Origin of the sequence: Tunturiibacter gelidiferens, from assembly GCF_051013345.1 — a bacterium.
GTDB lineage: Bacteria > Acidobacteriota > Terriglobia > Terriglobales > Acidobacteriaceae > Edaphobacter > Edaphobacter gelidiferens_A.
Genome location: NZ_CP132939.1, coordinates 2386042 through 2401571, shown reverse-complemented (window position 1 = coordinate 2401571; position 15530 = coordinate 2386042). Strand labels below are relative to the sequence as shown.

General features: G+C 56.4%; 15 protein-coding genes and 1 pseudogene. 9 read left to right on the top strand and 7 right to left on the bottom strand.

Annotation, left to right across the window (positions count from 1 at the left end):
- Nucleotides 1–113 precede the first annotated feature (113 nt).
- Nucleotides 114–1426 (top strand): annotated as a pseudogene (locus tag RBB80_RS11815) (sigma 54-interacting transcriptional regulator).
- Nucleotides 1427–1746: 320 nt separating this feature from the next.
- Here the strand turns inward: RBB80_RS11815 and RBB80_RS11810 are convergent.
- Nucleotides 1747–3111 carry a hypothetical protein gene (locus RBB80_RS11810; RefSeq protein ID WP_433968354.1) on the bottom strand — a complete coding sequence of 455 codons (1365 nt, stop codon included), beginning with the start codon at nt 3109–3111 and terminating at the stop codon, nt 1747–1749.
- 538 nt (nt 3112–3649) lie between these two features.
- On the opposite strand from RBB80_RS11810, the gene RBB80_RS11805 reads away from it, so the two are divergent.
- Together RBB80_RS11805 and RBB80_RS11800 are read left to right on the top strand one after the other, a co-directional pair.
- A protein-coding gene (locus tag RBB80_RS11805) for an IS3 family transposase (protein ID WP_433968353.1) occupies nt 3650–4833 on the top strand; the annotation gives its coding sequence in 2 pieces (ribosomal slippage) (nt 3650–3917 and nt 3917–4833; 1185 coding nt in all).
- Nucleotides 4834–5860: 1027 nt separating this feature from the next.
- Nucleotides 5861–6763 carry a hypothetical protein gene (locus RBB80_RS11800; RefSeq protein ID WP_433968352.1) on the top strand — a complete coding sequence of 301 codons (903 nt, stop codon included), beginning with the start codon at nt 5861–5863 and terminating at the stop codon, nt 6761–6763.
- Nucleotides 6764–6881: 118 nt separating this feature from the next.
- Here the strand turns inward: RBB80_RS11800 and RBB80_RS11795 are convergent, their stop codons facing one another.
- Together RBB80_RS11795 and RBB80_RS11790 are read right to left on the bottom strand one after the other, a co-directional pair.
- A complete protein-coding gene (locus RBB80_RS11795; RefSeq protein ID WP_433968351.1) occupies nt 6882–7706 on the bottom strand; it encodes a hypothetical protein in 825 nt (274 codons plus the stop codon).
- Between the two features lie 276 nt (nt 7707–7982).
- The gene (locus tag RBB80_RS11790) at nt 7983–8789 is read right to left on the bottom strand and encodes a LysR family transcriptional regulator (RefSeq protein WP_433968350.1); all 807 of its coding nucleotides are present in this window, start codon (nt 8787–8789) and stop codon (nt 7983–7985) included.
- 104 nt (nt 8790–8893) lie between these two features.
- On the opposite strand from RBB80_RS11790, the gene RBB80_RS11785 reads away from it, so the two are divergent.
- The 5 genes from RBB80_RS11785 (at nt 8894) to RBB80_RS11765 (ending at nt 12371) form a co-directional block, all read left to right on the top strand.
- Nucleotides 8894–9844, top strand: coding sequence for a Gfo/Idh/MocA family protein (locus RBB80_RS11785; RefSeq protein ID WP_433968349.1), 951 nt, complete (start codon nt 8894–8896; stop codon nt 9842–9844).
- Nucleotides 9845–10063: 219 nt separating this feature from the next.
- Entirely contained in the window at nt 10064–11044 is a 981-nt protein-coding gene (locus tag RBB80_RS11780; protein WP_433968348.1) for a quinone oxidoreductase family protein, read from the top strand.
- 26 nt (nt 11045–11070) lie between these two features.
- Nucleotides 11071–11580: a nitroreductase family protein gene (locus RBB80_RS11775; protein ID WP_433968347.1), complete on the top strand. Its 510-nt coding sequence runs from the start codon at nt 11071–11073 to the stop codon at nt 11578–11580.
- Nucleotides 11474–11698, top strand: a complete 225-nt coding sequence (locus RBB80_RS11770) for a nitroreductase family protein (RefSeq protein WP_433969626.1) — start codon at nt 11474–11476, stop codon at nt 11696–11698. The genes RBB80_RS11775 and RBB80_RS11770 overlap by 107 nt, the downstream gene beginning before the upstream one ends.
- A gap of 76 nt (nt 11699–11774) precedes the next feature.
- Nucleotides 11775–12371 (top strand): redoxin domain-containing protein, encoded by a 597-nt coding sequence (locus RBB80_RS11765; protein ID WP_433968346.1) that lies wholly within the window; start codon nt 11775–11777, stop codon nt 12369–12371.
- Nucleotides 12372–12487: 116 nt separating this feature from the next.
- On the opposite strand, the gene RBB80_RS11760 is transcribed toward RBB80_RS11765, so the two are convergent.
- From RBB80_RS11760 to RBB80_RS11745, 4 genes are all read right to left on the bottom strand, one after another.
- Nucleotides 12488–12973, bottom strand: a complete 486-nt coding sequence (locus RBB80_RS11760; protein WP_433968345.1) for a tyrosine-type recombinase/integrase — start codon at nt 12971–12973, stop codon at nt 12488–12490.
- 144 nt (nt 12974–13117) lie between these two features.
- Complete coding sequence (locus tag RBB80_RS11755) at nt 13118–13318, bottom strand: cold-shock protein (RefSeq protein ID WP_020711995.1); 201 nt, start codon at nt 13316–13318, stop codon at nt 13118–13120.
- Between the two features lie 162 nt (nt 13319–13480).
- Nucleotides 13481–14011: a tyrosine-type recombinase/integrase gene (locus RBB80_RS11750; RefSeq protein ID WP_433968344.1), complete on the bottom strand. Its 531-nt coding sequence runs from the start codon at nt 14009–14011 to the stop codon at nt 13481–13483.
- Nucleotides 13984–14412 (bottom strand): site-specific integrase, encoded by a 429-nt coding sequence (locus tag RBB80_RS11745; RefSeq protein ID WP_433968343.1) that lies wholly within the window; start codon nt 14410–14412, stop codon nt 13984–13986. The genes RBB80_RS11750 and RBB80_RS11745 overlap by 28 nt, the downstream gene beginning before the upstream one ends.
- Before the next feature lie 323 nt (nt 14413–14735).
- On the opposite strand from RBB80_RS11745, the gene RBB80_RS11740 reads away from it, so the two are divergent.
- Nucleotides 14736–15290: a hypothetical protein gene (locus tag RBB80_RS11740; RefSeq protein ID WP_433968342.1), complete on the top strand. Its 555-nt coding sequence runs from the start codon at nt 14736–14738 to the stop codon at nt 15288–15290.
- Nucleotides 15291–15530 lie beyond the last annotated feature (240 nt).

The window sequence follows — 15530 nt, the reverse complement described above, 5'->3', positions numbered from 1 at the left end:
TGTCCGTGTCTCAGCAGAGTTGGGCTCGCCCACACGCGGAGGCGACCGTGGAACAGGCAGCAGTATGGTTTCGGTTTTGCGGACGCAGCGACCCTGCTGAGGCTGCAGTTCGCATGGGATTGGCTGAGGCGGGCATCCAGCTCACGCCACTCCAGGCCGGGCATCGCGAGCCGTGCGGGATCCTTTGTTTCGACTCCATAGAAGAGGAGCTTTTCACCCTTCTTCATGAACTGCGTGGCCGAACGGGTGCCCGGGTTCTAGCTCTGGCCGCAACCGAGGCATCAAGCGGGAGCATCGTCTGGCGATTGCTTCATGCCGGAGCGGACGACGCCCTGTGCTGGAAGAACGATGGTTCAGTTGCCCAGCAGGTTCGGGCCAAGCTCGACCGCTGGTGCCTTTTGGATCGGGCAGTAGATGAAGTGACGAGGCGCAGTTCGCTAGTGGGTGTTAGCGCAGCCTGGCGCACACTGGTTGGCGGTGTCATAGAGGCCGCTCGGTTCAATGCTTCTCCTATCTTGCTTATCGGAGAAAGTGGCACTGGCAAAGAAGTATTGGCCAGCCTCGTCAACTCGTTATGTCAAGATGCCAACGCAGGTCGTGGAGTACATGGAGATCTCGTTACGGTTGATTGCGGGGCGATCGTGCCTGAGCTCTCGGGAAGCGAGTTCTTTGGCCACGAACGGGGGCCTTTACCGGCGCCCAGAATCAGCGGGAAGGTGCTTTCGCTCTAGCGCACCGCGGAACTCTATTCTTAGACGAAATCGGCGACGTACCTCTTCCATTGCAGGCTCAACTGCTGCGCGCGATTCAAGAGAAAACATTTAAGCGAGTTGGGGGCAACGCATGGCAAAGCACAGATTTCCGGCTCATCTGTGCTACAAACCGAAACCTGGAAGACCTGGTAAAGCGCGGGCAGTTTCGTTTAGATCTTTACTATCGCATCGCTGGATGTGTGTTTCACATGCCGCCGCTTTCTGAACGTCTAGACGACATCCTGCCGCTTGCCTTGAGTTTTCTGGGCTCTATCTTCCCTGCTGACACTCCTGCCGTCGATATTCCCGTGCGCGACTATCTCATGCATCGGTCCTACCCAGGCAATGTGCGCGAGTTGCGCCAGCTTGTTCAGCGCATCGCGCAGAAACATGTGGGACCAGGGCCCATCACGGCCGGCGACATACCGGAAGAAGATCGCCCGGTCGACCCAGAACTCCACTTCTCTTGGCCAGACAAGCAGCTTGAGCAAAGTATCGGTCAAGCGATTGCATGCGGCACTAGCCTGAAAGAAATAAGCCAGAAGGCTACCGAAACGGCAATTCGCATTGCCGTTCAGGCAGAGAAGGGTAATCTGCAGAAGGCCGCAAGGTGCTTGGGCATCACTGATCGAGCGCTTCAGATTCGGCGCGCCGCCGGCAAGTTCGCGTATTGACGACGACTTACGCTGCCGGTGCGTCGCTTACGGCTACGAAGCATATGCGCCAACCACGACGACTCCACCATTCTTTCGCACCCAATGCCCTGTCGCAGGAATTCTGGAGTGCGCCACGCCATTGCTCCCATATCTACGTCCGCTAGAATCGCGGTCGACCCTGCTGGGCTGGAACGAGGACGTTGGACGGGCTCTGCGCTCTGGCGTGTCACGCGGCACGGAATCGAAGGAGTACTTGGAATTATCCAAATCCACTGACTTGAACATTGGAGTGTCTACCACGATCCTTGGGGTGCCCATGCACTGTCGTCTTGCAGACGTCATACACCTATCGAAAGAGGTAGTTGCTGAGCCGCTCGGCAACTGCGCCAATCCATTTTGCGGGACACCAATATTCTTCGCATCACTACCGGTTTGAAGAGAGGGACCGCTTGGGGGGCGGCGAGGTTGCCAGACGATTGTCCCAACCCGCGCAGACCCTGCAGTGCTGGTGCAGGGAATTTGCGTCCAGTCCCTGTGCTGGCTCCGATCTGCGGACGAAGCATCGGATACGAGACTTGCGCACTCGGCGGACGTAGCATTTTTGGCGCCCCGGTTCCGAGAACCCTAGTAGCTCCTCCCGATTGAGCTACATCGCGGGCCTTTAGCTCGATTCGACCTAAAGCTTTCGCTCCTGCTGAGAAGGCTGGAGCTATCGCGCTTGGAATTTTTGGCCCGAACGAGACTCCGCGTATAGCTGGCACAGAACCTGAAAGGCGCGGGATCGTGACCGTCCCAACTCCGGGCACCTTGATTCCTCCAGCCTGTTGCAACTTCTTGAATGCGAGATTCCCGGCCATTGAGAGAGCGGCCGTTTGTATGTTCTGGCCGGACATCACCTTGTTCACGAATGACAAAGCACCATCTGCGAGCGGCGACTTTGGCAACAACTTCCCGGTGGCCGCTAAGGCAGCCTGCTGGATACTCTGGCCTTTCGAGAGCGACACGCCTGCGTCGAATGCAGCTTGCGCAATTGGATTGTTTGGTAATTGCGAGCGAAGCGTGCTGAGCGCCGCCTCACCAATGTTCTTCCCTTTGGCCAAATTTGCTGCCATGTCAAACGCTGCCTTCGCGATTGCTCCCCCAGGCAAAGCGCTGCGCGCCGCGGCGATGAGCGCTTCGGTGATCGGTTCACCGTTGGCAAGCGCACTCGCTGCTCCAAGGGCCGCCCCCACTCCAGTGCCGATCCCCGGCACGAAGCCTGCAACCATGGATGCGAGTTGTAATCCCTTCTTGACATCACCCAGCGCTCCACGCCCGGCACTCTCGATCGCTTTGAAGACATTCTCTCCGCGGGCGACTCGCGATGCTGTATCCCCAGCAAATCGCATGACCACCCCGCCAGGTACAAGCAGGGAGATGGGCACGACCTTGTCAACTGCAGAAGCGACATCACCTATACCTTTCGCAATTTTGGAGATCGGAACGACCTTGTCGACGGCCTTCACCACGTTACTGACCGTGTGCCCGATATCACTGACGAGACCGCCGAGAAACTGTTCCAATTCCTCGTCGGATTCAATCACAAGAGGATACTGATGGCTCTGGCGCCGCTCAAAGTAGAACTCCGGCGTACGACGCATCTGTTCGAGGTCAAATTGTTCATTGACCCGTGGGACGGTGAAGCTTTCCACTGTGAGTCGCATGCTACGACCTCGCAATTAAAATCGATCCAGCAATGGAGATGAAGCAAGTGGGATGCCACACTGAAATCCCTGCAATTCACGCTGAGTTAACGAATATGGTTTCGGTCAGGTATCGATCGATTCCCCGCGAAGTCCACACTCGAAAGATGGATTCTCTTTGAACACAGAGAGCGTGCTAATGCCCAAACGCGGTAAGCATCAGCATGTAAAGGAGATGTCGCCCGCGCTGCGTGGCCACTTTTTGATAAACGATTAAATTGCCAATTCTCGGCTTGAACCGGCCTATATCTCTATTCCGAATCTCACTTCGCTTATCTGCAGGCCCATGGTATACGGCTCCACAGCTTGATCTCGGATACCCAGATACAGACGACGTGTCGCGGCCCATACGGAATGAGAAGGGCGCCGCTGGGGTGTTGGCTGCGGCCAAGGATCACTGTTTGTTTTCCAATTTTCGCAACGGCAGCATCGAGTTGGAGTGCCCGGCAAATTTTGTGCCAGTGAGAACCATAAGAAACTGGCATGAGAGGAGCTTTGTATGGGACGAGGGAAGAGGTATCAACCGGAGCAGGTGGTGAACCTGCTGCGACAGATTGAAGTGGCGGTGGCGAACGGGAAGACGACGGCACAAGCCTGCAAGGAAGCGGAGATCGTGGAGCAGACGTATTTCCGTTGGCGCAAGGAGTATGGCGGTCTGCAGGTGGATCAGGCGCGGCGGCTGAGGGAGCTTGAGCAGGAGAATGCGAAGCTGAAGCGTCTGGTCGCTGAACTAAGCCTGGACAAACTGGTGTTGAAGGACATCGCGGCGGGAAACTTCTAAGCCCTGAGCGACGGCGTTGTGCGGTCAGCCATGCTTGTGAGCATGGAGTGAGTGAGCGGCATGCGTGCCTGCGGTTGGGGCAGCCCAGAGGCACGCAACGCTACCGACCGACGCAGCGTGAAGACGAAGATGCTCTGACTCAGGCCATCGTAGTCCTTGCCAGCCAGTATGGCCGCTACGGGTATCGCCGGATCACGGCTCTGCTCCAGCGAGCCGGCTGGCAGGTAGGCAAGGACCGAGTCGAACGTATCTGGCGTCGCGAAGGGCTGAAGGTAGCAAAGAAGCAGAAAGCGAGAGGCCGGTTATGGCTCAACGATGGCTCGTGTGTGCGGCTCAGGCCGACACACCCCAACCATGTGTGGAGTTACGACTTCGTGAGTGCGCGAACTCACGATGGCCGCAGTGTGCGCATCCTGAACTTGATCGATGAATCCACGCGGGAGTGCCTGATGATCCGTGCCGAGCGGCGTTGGAGTTCGGCCAAGGTCATCGGAGCACTGGCCGACGTGATGGTGTGGAAAGGGGTGCCGGAGCACATACGTTCCGACAACGGTCCGGAGTTCGTCGCGAAGGACCTGTGCAAATGGCTGGCGGACACAGGTGCAAAGACGCTGTATATCGAACCCGGCTCTCCCTGGGAGAACGGCTACGGTGAGAGCTTCAACTCGAAGCTCAGAGATGAGTTCCTCAACGGAGAGATTTCCAGACGGGTACACCACACGCGTTCGGTGAATCCACAAGCTACGACCTCTTGCACGAAGGTACGCGCTAGCCTCTCCAGGTATAGCCATCTCCGGGTTGAACCGCCACTCGCACTCGCTTCGTTCTCCGTTAGGCCACAGCTTGATAACGGCAAGCTCGACAATCCGGTCTATCCCCAAAATCGTTCCCGTGGTCTCTAAATCAAAAAAGACTAATGGCCGAATGAGGGAAAGGCTGCGGTGTTCAGGGGATGCTGCGATTCCAATACTCATGCTCTAAGAAAGCTCCTGATGAGTTGCGGGATGTTTGACGTTGCTTCTGGACAACGGCATCTTGGGTCATAAGCAATTTTACGTTGCGATACTGTCCTCCATGGGCCGCCGGACCCCTATCAGGAACGCTGTCCAGCAACCACCCCCAAAATCCAACCCTCAAATCCTCTACGCCAGCCTCCTGTTAGCGGACGGAAACAAATTCGAGGCAGATGTAGCAGTACACGGAAATCCAGTCTGCAACACACCCCGACAGACATAAGACCAAGGCCACTACCAGAAAGGGGGAAGGCTCCCCCAGCCTGCAGCCGGCAAGGAAGCCACCGTCTTCCGGCCCCCTCCTCTGCGGGCCTTTCCCGCCGTGCGACTTGAGGCTATTTGAATGATTGTTCAACACGAAAGGAGTGAGCTGAACCTGCGGTTCCGTCCGCAGTAGCCTATCGACATCGGCGTAGCTGGTAACGGCTGGGTCGAAAGCTGTCGAGACAACGAGCCTCTGTCTTTGACAAGGAGAACCCCGCGAGGGGTTCTCTGCCACTGCCAGCGTCAAGGCGGTGGGAGGAGCCAGGCTGAATGATATGTCCAACGAAAGTGAACCACCGCAGGCATCGTAACGGCCGAGGAGCCAAAGACGCTGACAGGCTCTAGCCAAAAGGCACACAGCCGGCTGCTCCACCGGTAGGGATGGAGTACACGGACACAAAGGCTATCGGTGTAGAGGTGGGGGCTAAGTCATTCGTGTCATTCAAATGGAACAAGGTAAGCCCGTTGCCCCGCCCTTCTGGGCAGGTGCTGCCGCAAGGCACGCTGTTGGGGTAGCGGGTAAAGGATGCTGGAAAAAGCGAATGCCGCTCTGTAATGGAGCGGATACGATTCAGATTGGAGTTCGCATTTCGAGCGCCTCGCATCTCGGAATGCTTTCCCTGTTGATCGGGAATCTTATTTCTATCGCCCCTTGGAGTTGATAGGGCTCTGCCTTGGTGCCAAACATTGTCCTGCAGTTGATCAAGCGCATCGCGATTGGCTCAGGAAAATTCTGGATCAGGGGCGCGATAGGTTGCAGCTTGGCACACCGACACAGCTTCTATCGGCCTACGCGGCCAGTCAACTGGACGTACGGTGGGATATCCAAGTGCCCCGAGGCAATGATCCGCCATTGCCTACTCTTTGCCTCTTGCACTGGCTTTCCAGGGAAGCCGAATTCGCTTCACCTCTTGGACTTGATTTCAAGGAGGCCGACCTTGAGGGACGAATCCTGAAGCTTGCGCTAAGAGCAGAGAGTCAGATCAATGACGTGGCCGAGGCCTCCCTTGTTTTGTGCGCCACGTCCTCCGTGCTGGATGCATGTATCCAGTCTCAGGTGGAACAAAGTTGGGCGCAGCCGGTCAATAGCCGCGATGCACTTCGCATTGTAGAGAACATCGGTGACCGCTTCCCGGTCATCGTGAACGCGTTGAAGAAGAGACATAACAACCGACCGACTGTAACGATGACAGACGAGTACGACGTGCAAGATCTACTCGGAGCGCTGTTGAAGGTTCACTTCGAAGACGTTCGACCGGAGGAGTGGACTCCTGGTTATGCTGGCAACTCCAGCCGCGTGGATTTCTTACTGAAGGCCTTCGGCTTGGTGGTGGAAGTGAAGATGACCCGCAAGAACCTGGATCAGAAAGAGGTCGTGAACCAGCTCGCCACAGATATCCTGCGTTACCAAGCCCACCTGGATTGCAAGACGCTCTTTTGCTTCGTCTATGACCCCGACGGCAGATGCGGAAACCCGGCAGCACTACAGAACGACCTGACAAAACGGCACGGTCCGTTGGACGTTGTTGTTATGGTTCGTCCAATGCTGCGTTAGACCAACGCCTATTTCCGTAAAGCGCCTATACGCACCTGGTTGTGCTGATTTCGCCCCGCGAACTCAAAATCTCAATTTTGTGGGCCAGCCGCCGGATCGCTATGGTCTTGATCATGGTTCACACCCGCTGTGGCTCCCCCAGCATTTGCGAGATAGCGTTCTTGTCTCCGAACAGCGCCTCATAGCTGAAGTTCTCGTGTTTCTCCATGCCAATGAAGTCGTGCAGCGTGTGAAGGCTTAGCGTTCGCTTGCGCTGCCTGAGGAATACGAACACCTCGTCACGAGGAAAGTCGAACTCGTATCCGATCCGTCGACATTCTCGCCCCGAGTCGTTGAGGTGTTTCCAGCAAGCCTCATGGAACTTTTTGACATCGCTTATTTTGCGTTTGACATCGATGGCCAGATCAACATCGGCGGGACGTTCCGCGCCCCGCACGTAACTTCCGTAAAGGACTACAGTCGTGACCCGGTAAAGAAAGAAATCATCCTCATTGACAATGCGGACCCGCTCCATGAGTCCCTTAATGGCCTCATCGGCCTTCTTGCGGTGAACCGGCTTGGCTGCGGTAGCGCGGCGAAACTCTCGTCCGTCGTCCGTAAGTTCGTAGCGCGGCAGCTTTCTTTCGTTCGTCTCTTTCTCATTCAGCCGAATGAAGCCCTGCTGGATGAGAGTCTCGATGAGTTGAGGAGCAGCACGAAGGCTCGCGTTCCAGTAGCGTCGGCAGGCAGGATAGTGGGTGTAGGTCTTCTCGTCTTTCGAGTGCAGCCAATGGAGGCAGTCACGACGTGTCGTGTATTTGAACTGACCTTTAGTCCTGAGCCAATAAATTTCCTCCGCGAGCCACTGCTCATTAAACGAGCTGTCGTCATAGACCTTTTGCAGAACGTTGCGCACGCCAATCGCAGCGATGCCCGCGATCTTCTGGTCCTTTGTGATACGCATGGTCATAGTTCCAATGCGGCCTCCATGGGGAAAAGATTCCCGTGATCAATTGCCAAGTGCGAGTGATGGATAAGTCTTCCGCTCTGGTTACGATGCCATGTAGTTATATACCGACGCACGGCTGATCCCGAAGTCCTTGGCGACCGCTGCCTTGTCTTCACCCGCTGCGACGCGCTTCGGTTGGGAAGCTGGCCTTTTTCTTCTCGCTCCCCAAACGTCTGAGGATGTCCAGCACTCGGGCCACGAGAGGATCTGGGCTCGCGTTGGACCAGAGCGCTACGGTTTCAAGAGGTGGAACATCGGCTTTGAGAGGCCGGAAGACCACCCCCTTGCCGACAATTCTTGCGCTGAAGCCGGCACAAACGCAAAACCGGCGTTTGCCGACGCAAGGGCCAATGCCGTCAGGGGATGCTCAATCTCCTGCGTCCGCATGTCGGTCATCCCGGCCGCAAGGAGAAGGTCGATGATCGCTTGATACAACGTCGGGAAGAGATCTTTCCGCGGTATCAGCAGAAGGTCGTCTTTCAGATCCTCGAAGAGCACGACTCGTTTTTTCGCTGCTCGGTGCTTCTCGTGCAACACCAGAATGAACGGCTCAGACAGCACGATCGCGCTTGAAATCTGCTTAGGCAGTTCTTCCGAGTAACCAAGCCCCAGATCTAAATCTCCCGATTGCAGCAACTGCATCTGGGTGGACGAAGGACTTTCTCTCAGCTCAACCGTCACCATCGGCAATTGGGTCTTCAATTCCTCTAGCAACCGGGGAAGGATATTGAACAATGCTGTTGCGACGAAGCCTAGCCGAAGCGTTCCCACTTCGCCTCGCTCTGCCCTGCGCGCTGAAGACACGCTTCGGTCGAGCATTGCGAGCGCTTCGCGCGCTGTCTTGAGGAAGACTTTACCCGGACGGGTGATCTCCACATGGCGCTTCGAACGAATGAAGAGAGCTACGCCAATTTCCTCTTCAAGTTGTTTGATCTGCACGCTAAGCGAAGGCTGAGCGACATGCAGCGCTCGACTCGCCTCGCGGAAGTTCAGATGATCGGCAACTGCAACCGCATAACGAAGTTGTCTCAATTCCACTGATCGCTCCGGACTATCAATTGCACTCCAATAAAGTATCACTTCTTTATCAGTCCCTCCTCATCTTTAGTTCTGTAGCAAGTGACACGCATAGGGAGGAAGGTATGAAGGATCAAAAGAAAATTCGTCTGGGATTGATCGGTGTTGGCAATTGGGCCTTGTTCGCACATGTCCGGGTGCTGAGGCTTTTGCCGGAGTACGAGATCGTAGCTATCTACAGCCAACGCAAGGAAGCGGCGATGGCGGCCGCTGCAGAGTATGGCATTCCTCACGTAGCCGAGAGTTTGGATGCGTTGGTGACGGACCCATTGGTCGACCAGGTCCTGGTGCTGACCACTTCTCAGCAACATGAGGAGGGTATCCGCGCAGCCATCACTGCAGGCAAGGACGTTTACTGCGAGTGGCCGCTTACGCCGACTGCGGCCAAATCTGCCGAGCTGGCGACGCTCGCAGATGCTGCCGGAGTGAAAACCCAGATTGGCCTGCAGCGGCAGTTCGCCCCGGCTTTTCGATATGTCCATGACCTCATCGCTCAAGGCTTTGTCGGCAAGGTGCGCTCGGCCCGCATGCACGTCAGTGTGAATCTGTTCGGAGAAATCCGTACAAACGCGGCGCGTTGGAGCTTGCCAGTCGAGAATTTCATGAGCGTCGTCTCGATTTTTGGGGGCCATTTCTTTCCGGTGCTCTTCTCAGTGGTGGGAAAGCCGTCCAGCTTCTCAGCGCTCACGGTCAATCAGTTTCCAGAGGTCACCATCAAGGAGACAGGAGAAAAGATCCAGACGACATCGCCAGACGAACTGTTGATGCATGGAACTCTTGCCGATGGTGGTTTGTTTTCGATCCATATCGAGGGCGGCAAGCTGAGCGGTTCCGGCGTGCAGATCGATATCACTGGCGATGCAGGTGATCTCAAGATCACCAACACCTCAGCATTTGGTGGTGTCGATGAAGACTTCATTGTCACTGGGGCAAAGGGGATAGCAAGCCGTTGGAGCATCTCCCGATCCCTGCGGAGTACGAGTGGTTCCCACGGGCCGGCCTACAGACAGGCGTAGCGGAACTCGGCGACTTGTATGTGGCGTTGAGCAGAGATCTGGCCAGTGGAACACAAGCCGTTCCGACATTCCACGATGCGGTCTGGCAGCAGCAGCTCTTCGAGCAGATTCAAGATTCGTCCGAAACAGGGAAACGCATCAACCTGTGACTTTGACCGGCGTTGTCTCCAGTCTGGCGACAACACCGGGACACACTTACACGTTTTCGAGGAAAGCTATATGTCGACCAAAGCAACAGCTGCACGTATCTACAAGTATGGAGAGCCCGATGTCTTTCGTTTCGAGACCATGGATGTTCCTGATCCCGTTGGTCACGAGGTTCTTGTGCGAAACACCGTCATCGGTCTCAATTTTGTAGACATCTACTATCGCCGCGGAACACTGCCGGTCCCGGAGTTTCCAGCGATCATCGGTGACGAAGCATCAGGAGTCGTCGAAGCGGTTGGCCCGAACGTGACGCTGGTGAAGGTTGGGGACAGGGTCGCCTACGCCGATGCGTTCGGTGCGTACACGACGGTGCGTCTCTATCCTGAGGATCGCCTCACCGTAATTCCCGATGGAGTAACAGACGACCAGGCAGCCAGCAGCCTGCTCAAAGGATTGACAGCACGTTACCTGCTGAAGGAAACCGTTCAACTCCACGAAGGAGATACCGTCCTGTACCACGCTGCAGCTGGTGGAGTGGGTCAGATCTTCACGCAGTGGGCAAGATCGCTTGGGATTCACGTGATTGGAACAGTATCGACTGCGGAGAAAGCGCAAATCGCTCTCCAATCGGGCTGTACAGCGGTGATCAATTACAGCACGGAAGACTTCGTAGAACGCACCTTCGAGTTGACTGGTGGCCAGGGAGTAACGGCTGTCTACGACTCGGTCGGCAAGGATACGTTCCGGGGCTCACTCGCGGTACTGAGACCCCGCGGCACGCTGGTTCAGTTCGGCAAAGCATCGGGTTTCCCGGAACCAATCAGTCCATTTGAGCTGGCACCCCGAGCGCTGTATCTGACGTGGGCAATTTTGCCGCACTACAACGACACCCCAGAAGCTCTCGCTGCCTCCTCAGCCGATCTCTTCGACGCCATACAGTCGGGAATTCTCAAGGTCGACCCAACGAACATCTATCGGTTTGATCAACTGGTCCACGCACATCAGCAACTCGAACAGCGACGAACCGTCGGCGCAACAGTACTGCACGTCTAGATACCGAGCAATCACAGGAGAAAATCATGAATCAAGCATTGCAAAACGTAATCGAACACCGTCGCACCACAAATGTCTTCGAGCCAAACCATACGATTTCGGACGAACAGATTGAACATTTGGTCCATCTCGCGACACGAGCCCCGACTTCCTTCAACCTTCAGAACTGGCGATTCCTGGCAGTGCGAACACCAGAGAGGAAGGCCAAGCTTCGTAAACTTGCGTACGATCAGGCAAAGGTAAGCGAGGCAGCCGTAACGTTCATCGTATGCGGACAGCTCGCGGACTATTCCGCCTTGGAAGGGCGTCTCGCGCCCTCAGCGGATGCGGGCTTCATGTCGCCCGAGCTTGTCGCTGGATGGGTAGGAGCGGCTAAAGGTCTGTACGACGATAAGCCGCAGATGCAGCGGGACGAAGCGATGCGAAGCGATACGAAGCGCTACATTTGGAGCTGGGTCACTTCTATATGCCGCCGAACTGCATGGGTTCGGCTCTTGCCCGATGATCGGCTTCGATCCTGTGGCCGTCGCGAGTGAATTCAGCCTTCTCCCCGATGAGATTCCAGTATTGTTGGTTGCGATTGGTCGAGCAGCTACCAATAACTGGCCGCAAAAAAGCAGACGCCCGCTGACCGAAGTGCTCAGCTTTGCCTAGACTTCTTAGGTTTCAACGACTGTTGCAGTGATTAATTAATTCAGATCAACTCGACACACCGAAAGGACCTTCCATTATGCGATCCGATATCGTGCCCGGGGCGCTCTTTCCCGACTACGAACTTACTGACCATACTGCCAAACGCCGCAAGCTCTCGGAACTGCAGGGTCAGCATCCCATGGTTCTCGTACTCAGCCGGGGAGGCTATTGCCCCAAGGACCGCCGGCACTCAGAACTCCTGGTCCAGCTGCACCGTGAGCTGGAAGTTGGATATTGCCGTCTCGTCACCATCAGCACCGACAACATAACTCTTACCAACGAGTACCGTTCAGGCGTTGGTGCTCACTGGCCGTTCCTTTCGGATACGCGACGAAGTGTTCAAAAGGATCTCGACATTGCCGAATATACCGATCCAGACCACGATCCGATGATTCCACATGTCATTGTTCTGGAACCGGGCCTCGTCATATACAAGATCTACAACGGCTATTGGTTTTTCGGCCGCCCGACGCTTGAAGATCTCCGCCAGGACCTCCGTGCTGTCACCCAAAAGTGCCGGCCGGATTGGGATATCACAACGCCGGAAATGAAGGCTGCATGGAAGGAAGGCCGCAAAGAGCTCTTTTACCCATACGGCAAGACCTATGCGCAAACAATCGGCGAGCAGGATTAGAGCCGGTCTTCCATCCGACACAGCTTGGCGCAGGTGCGGCGCAAATCATGGGCGCCGAAGTGCTCGATGCCGATTTGTTTCGATGACTGTAACTACCGACCAGATCGCCCAGTCGCTCAGGGTGTCGCGATTGACCTTCCCGCTCTTCGAGACCGATCGCAGCAGCCGGCCGTCTTCGTGCCGGCCGCAGTCATCCAGGCGTTGATCCCCTGCTTGACCCAGATGGGGATGGCGACGGTGCGGATACATCGGCCTTTGCCCTCAAGGTCGGCCAGCACCCACCTTCCCTCGCGTTGCTGAATGGTCACGACGTCGAGCTCTGCCAGCTCGTTGCGTCGCAGGGCGCAGCCGACCTGGAGGGCCAGGAGGACGTAGTCGCGCTTCCCATTCAGGGTGAAACGGTCGGGCACTGCGAGAAGTTCTTTGGCCTGCTCCCGGGTCAGCCAGTTCCCCAGCCGGGTTCCCGTCTGGCGGATGTTGGGGACGTCGGTCAGGCTGGCCGCCTCGTCCAATCCGATCATGCCGGCGCGCCGGGCCTCCCCGATCAGTTTGCGGACGGCGGAGAGCCGGACGTTTATAGTGGACGGCGAGAGCGACTCCATGCCCGCACGCCACTCCATTGATAAGGACCGGGAGAGAGGCCGGCTGGCACAGAAGGCGAACAGGTCGCTTCCAGACCACACGGCATCTTCGACCGTTCACCGCGAGTCTGCTAAGCCGGTCCCTTTCACAAAGAAGTAAGTAATTTAAAGAGGCTGAATGTCGGCTGCCTGCCAGCCCTTAGGCCCCTTAATCACATTGAACTGCACAGCCTGACCCTCTTGGAGGCTCTTGAAGCCGCTCGAGGTGATTGCGGAGTAATGTGCGAAAACGTCTTCGCCGTTTTGACGGCTGATGAAGCCAAACCCCTTGGCATCGTTAAACCACTTCACTGTTCCCTGTTCCATAGTGTTTTCCTCGGTTCTCATCTGTTGCCATGCTCAGTCAAATTGGGGTTCGGGTCGCATCTTTGCTGAAACCAAACTTGTTTCCGTGCAAGGTGTTTGCATATTAGCACCCGCTCGTCAAATTGTGGCGTCCCCAAAATCCGCGAGAAGTCGCGGTCTCCACTAGAGTCCAAGGTTGTCGTTCACCGCGATCTCGATATCCTGCTCGGAGCCGAGATAGCGCTCCGTGGTCTGGATGGACGAGTGCCCCAACAAGAACTTTATCTGCTCCAGGTCGCCGCCGTTCTTTCGGCACAGTTTGGCGCAGGTACGGCGCAGGTCGTGGGCGCCGAAGTGCTCGATGCCGATTTGTTTGGATGACTGTTCAACTACTGACCAGACCGCCCAGTCGCTCAGCGTGTCGCGATTGATCTTCCCCGACTTCGAGATCGACCGTAGCAGCCGGCCGTCTTCGATGCCGGCCGCGGTCATCCAGGCGTTGATACCCTGCTTGACCCAGATGGGGATGGCCACGGTGCGGATGCGTCGGCCTTTGCCCTCGAGGTCGGCCAGGACCCACCTGCCCTCTCGTTGCTGGATGGTCTCGACGTCGAGCTCGGCCAGCTCGTTCCGCCGTAGGGCGCAGCCGACCAGCAGCGCCAGGATCACGTAGTCGCGCTTGCCCTTCAGGGTGGAGCGGTCGGGGACGACCAAAGTTCTTTGGCCTGCTCGCGGGTCAGCCAGTTTCCCAGCCGAGTCCCCTTCTGGCGGATGTTGGGGACGTCGGTCAGGCTGGCGGCTTCTTTGGCCCCGAGCATTCCGTTCTTCCGCGCCTCCGAGACCAGCTTCCGCACCGCCGAGAGCCGGACATTTATAGTGGAGGGCGAGAGCGACTCCATGCCTGCCCTCCACTCCATTAATAAGGAGCGGGAGAGAGGCCGGCTGGCACAGAATTGGAAGAGGTCGTCCAGAGCCTTGGCGTAGTTGCGCTGGGTGTGCGGCGATGGGACCGCGTCGAGGACCATCTTGCGCAGCCGGGCCTGGGCCGGGGTGAGGGCCAGGGTACAGGCGCCAAAACGAGTGAATTTGTCATGAACTGATTTTACCCCTGACAATTAGCATTGTCGTAGGCAATAAATGTTGATTATAAAAGGCTTACAACCTTCGCTTCGCCAAGCCGCGCTTACGATTCCGTATGGCGACGGCGCTGATCGAGACATTTTTCGTCACAAATTGCCCCCTCAGCCGTTTTATGGATATTGACCTCTGGAGAGGTCGAAGTGGGAGTCCACGAAGAAGCTTTATCGACTTTTCCACAAAAAAATAATCAGGTAACCGCTCCGTCCCGGGGTATTAGCCCATGTATTACACGATGCGCAGGGTAACGCACCATGCGTCGCGAAACGGATTCACTAGCCAAAGGATATGGAGCTTTAGCATGTTTAAGTCAGCAACACCAAAGAAGGGGCCGAAGCACTTGAATCGGCTTCACGCGGCTGAGAACCTTATCTCGGCCTATGTAAACCTGCCGGAGGACGGCAAGGTATGTGTTGAGCAGTTTTTGGCCCTCCAGGTATATAGCGACGCCGGTATCGGCCACTACACCCCTGGTCAGAATGGCCATCGTGTAGAGTCGGTCGACCAGCACGTCATGTGCTACTGCATGAAGATGACTGTTCATGAACCTTGGTCGAAGTGGGCCAAGATGGTCACGGAGGCTAACCTCTCGGAATTCGAACGGCGTGAGGCCGTGCGGGAGATGTTGGGCGCCCTCATCAGCCAGAAGAATAAGTCTTGCCTCAATGACTCCGAGTTACGTGAAGCCGCTGAAAAGGCGCTTGAGTGGACCCTGTGGGATGAAACCAACCGTGCTCAGTCACGCTTGTGGAATTCGCCGGAGTACAGGGGTTGCCTTGAGGCGATCGCTTCCGGAGAAAATCGCAAGGAAGCTCTCAAGCAGTTTGTTGTTCTGAATAGCAAGGCGTACGTCTAGCGGTAGCCAAGGTGTTGACCCCGACCGCTTTCCATCGCTTGCGCGATGGAAAGCTCCGGGGCACGTCTGGGCATGTCAACGGGCCTCATGGCTCGCCGTCGTCTAAATAGACAGTACTCAAAGCAGGCCGGCAACGCACTCTCCAAGTTGTCGCTTCTTACACCTACGCGGTTGTTCATGATCCCAAACTTCACGGTAGCGCTGTCTAAAAGAGCATTCAATATTGAAGCACGACACCGA

Coding starts and splice junctions, on each gene's coding strand:
- RBB80_RS11765 (WP_433968346.1), top strand. CDS start 11,775: ATGCGATCCGATATCGTGCCCGGGGCGCTCTTTCCCGACTACGAACTT.
- RBB80_RS11775 (WP_433968347.1), top strand. CDS start 11,071: ATGAATCAAGCATTGCAAAACGTAATCGAACACCGTCGCACCACAAAT.
- RBB80_RS11795 (WP_433968351.1), bottom strand. CDS start 7,706: ATGCGTATCACAAAGGACCAGAAGATCGCGGGCATCGCTGCGATTGGC.
- RBB80_RS11810 (WP_433968354.1), bottom strand. CDS start 3,111: ATGCGACTCACAGTGGAAAGCTTCACCGTCCCACGGGTCAATGAACAA.
- RBB80_RS11760 (WP_433968345.1), bottom strand. CDS start 12,973: ATGGAGTCGCTCTCGCCGTCCACTATAAACGTCCGGCTCTCCGCCGTC.
- RBB80_RS11740 (WP_433968342.1), top strand. CDS start 14,736: ATGTTTAAGTCAGCAACACCAAAGAAGGGGCCGAAGCACTTGAATCGG.
- RBB80_RS11755 (WP_020711995.1), bottom strand. CDS start 13,318: ATGGAACAGGGAACAGTGAAGTGGTTTAACGATGCCAAGGGGTTTGGC.
- RBB80_RS11785 (WP_433968349.1), top strand. CDS start 8,894: ATGAAGGATCAAAAGAAAATTCGTCTGGGATTGATCGGTGTTGGCAAT.
- RBB80_RS11780 (WP_433968348.1), top strand. CDS start 10,064: ATGTCGACCAAAGCAACAGCTGCACGTATCTACAAGTATGGAGAGCCC.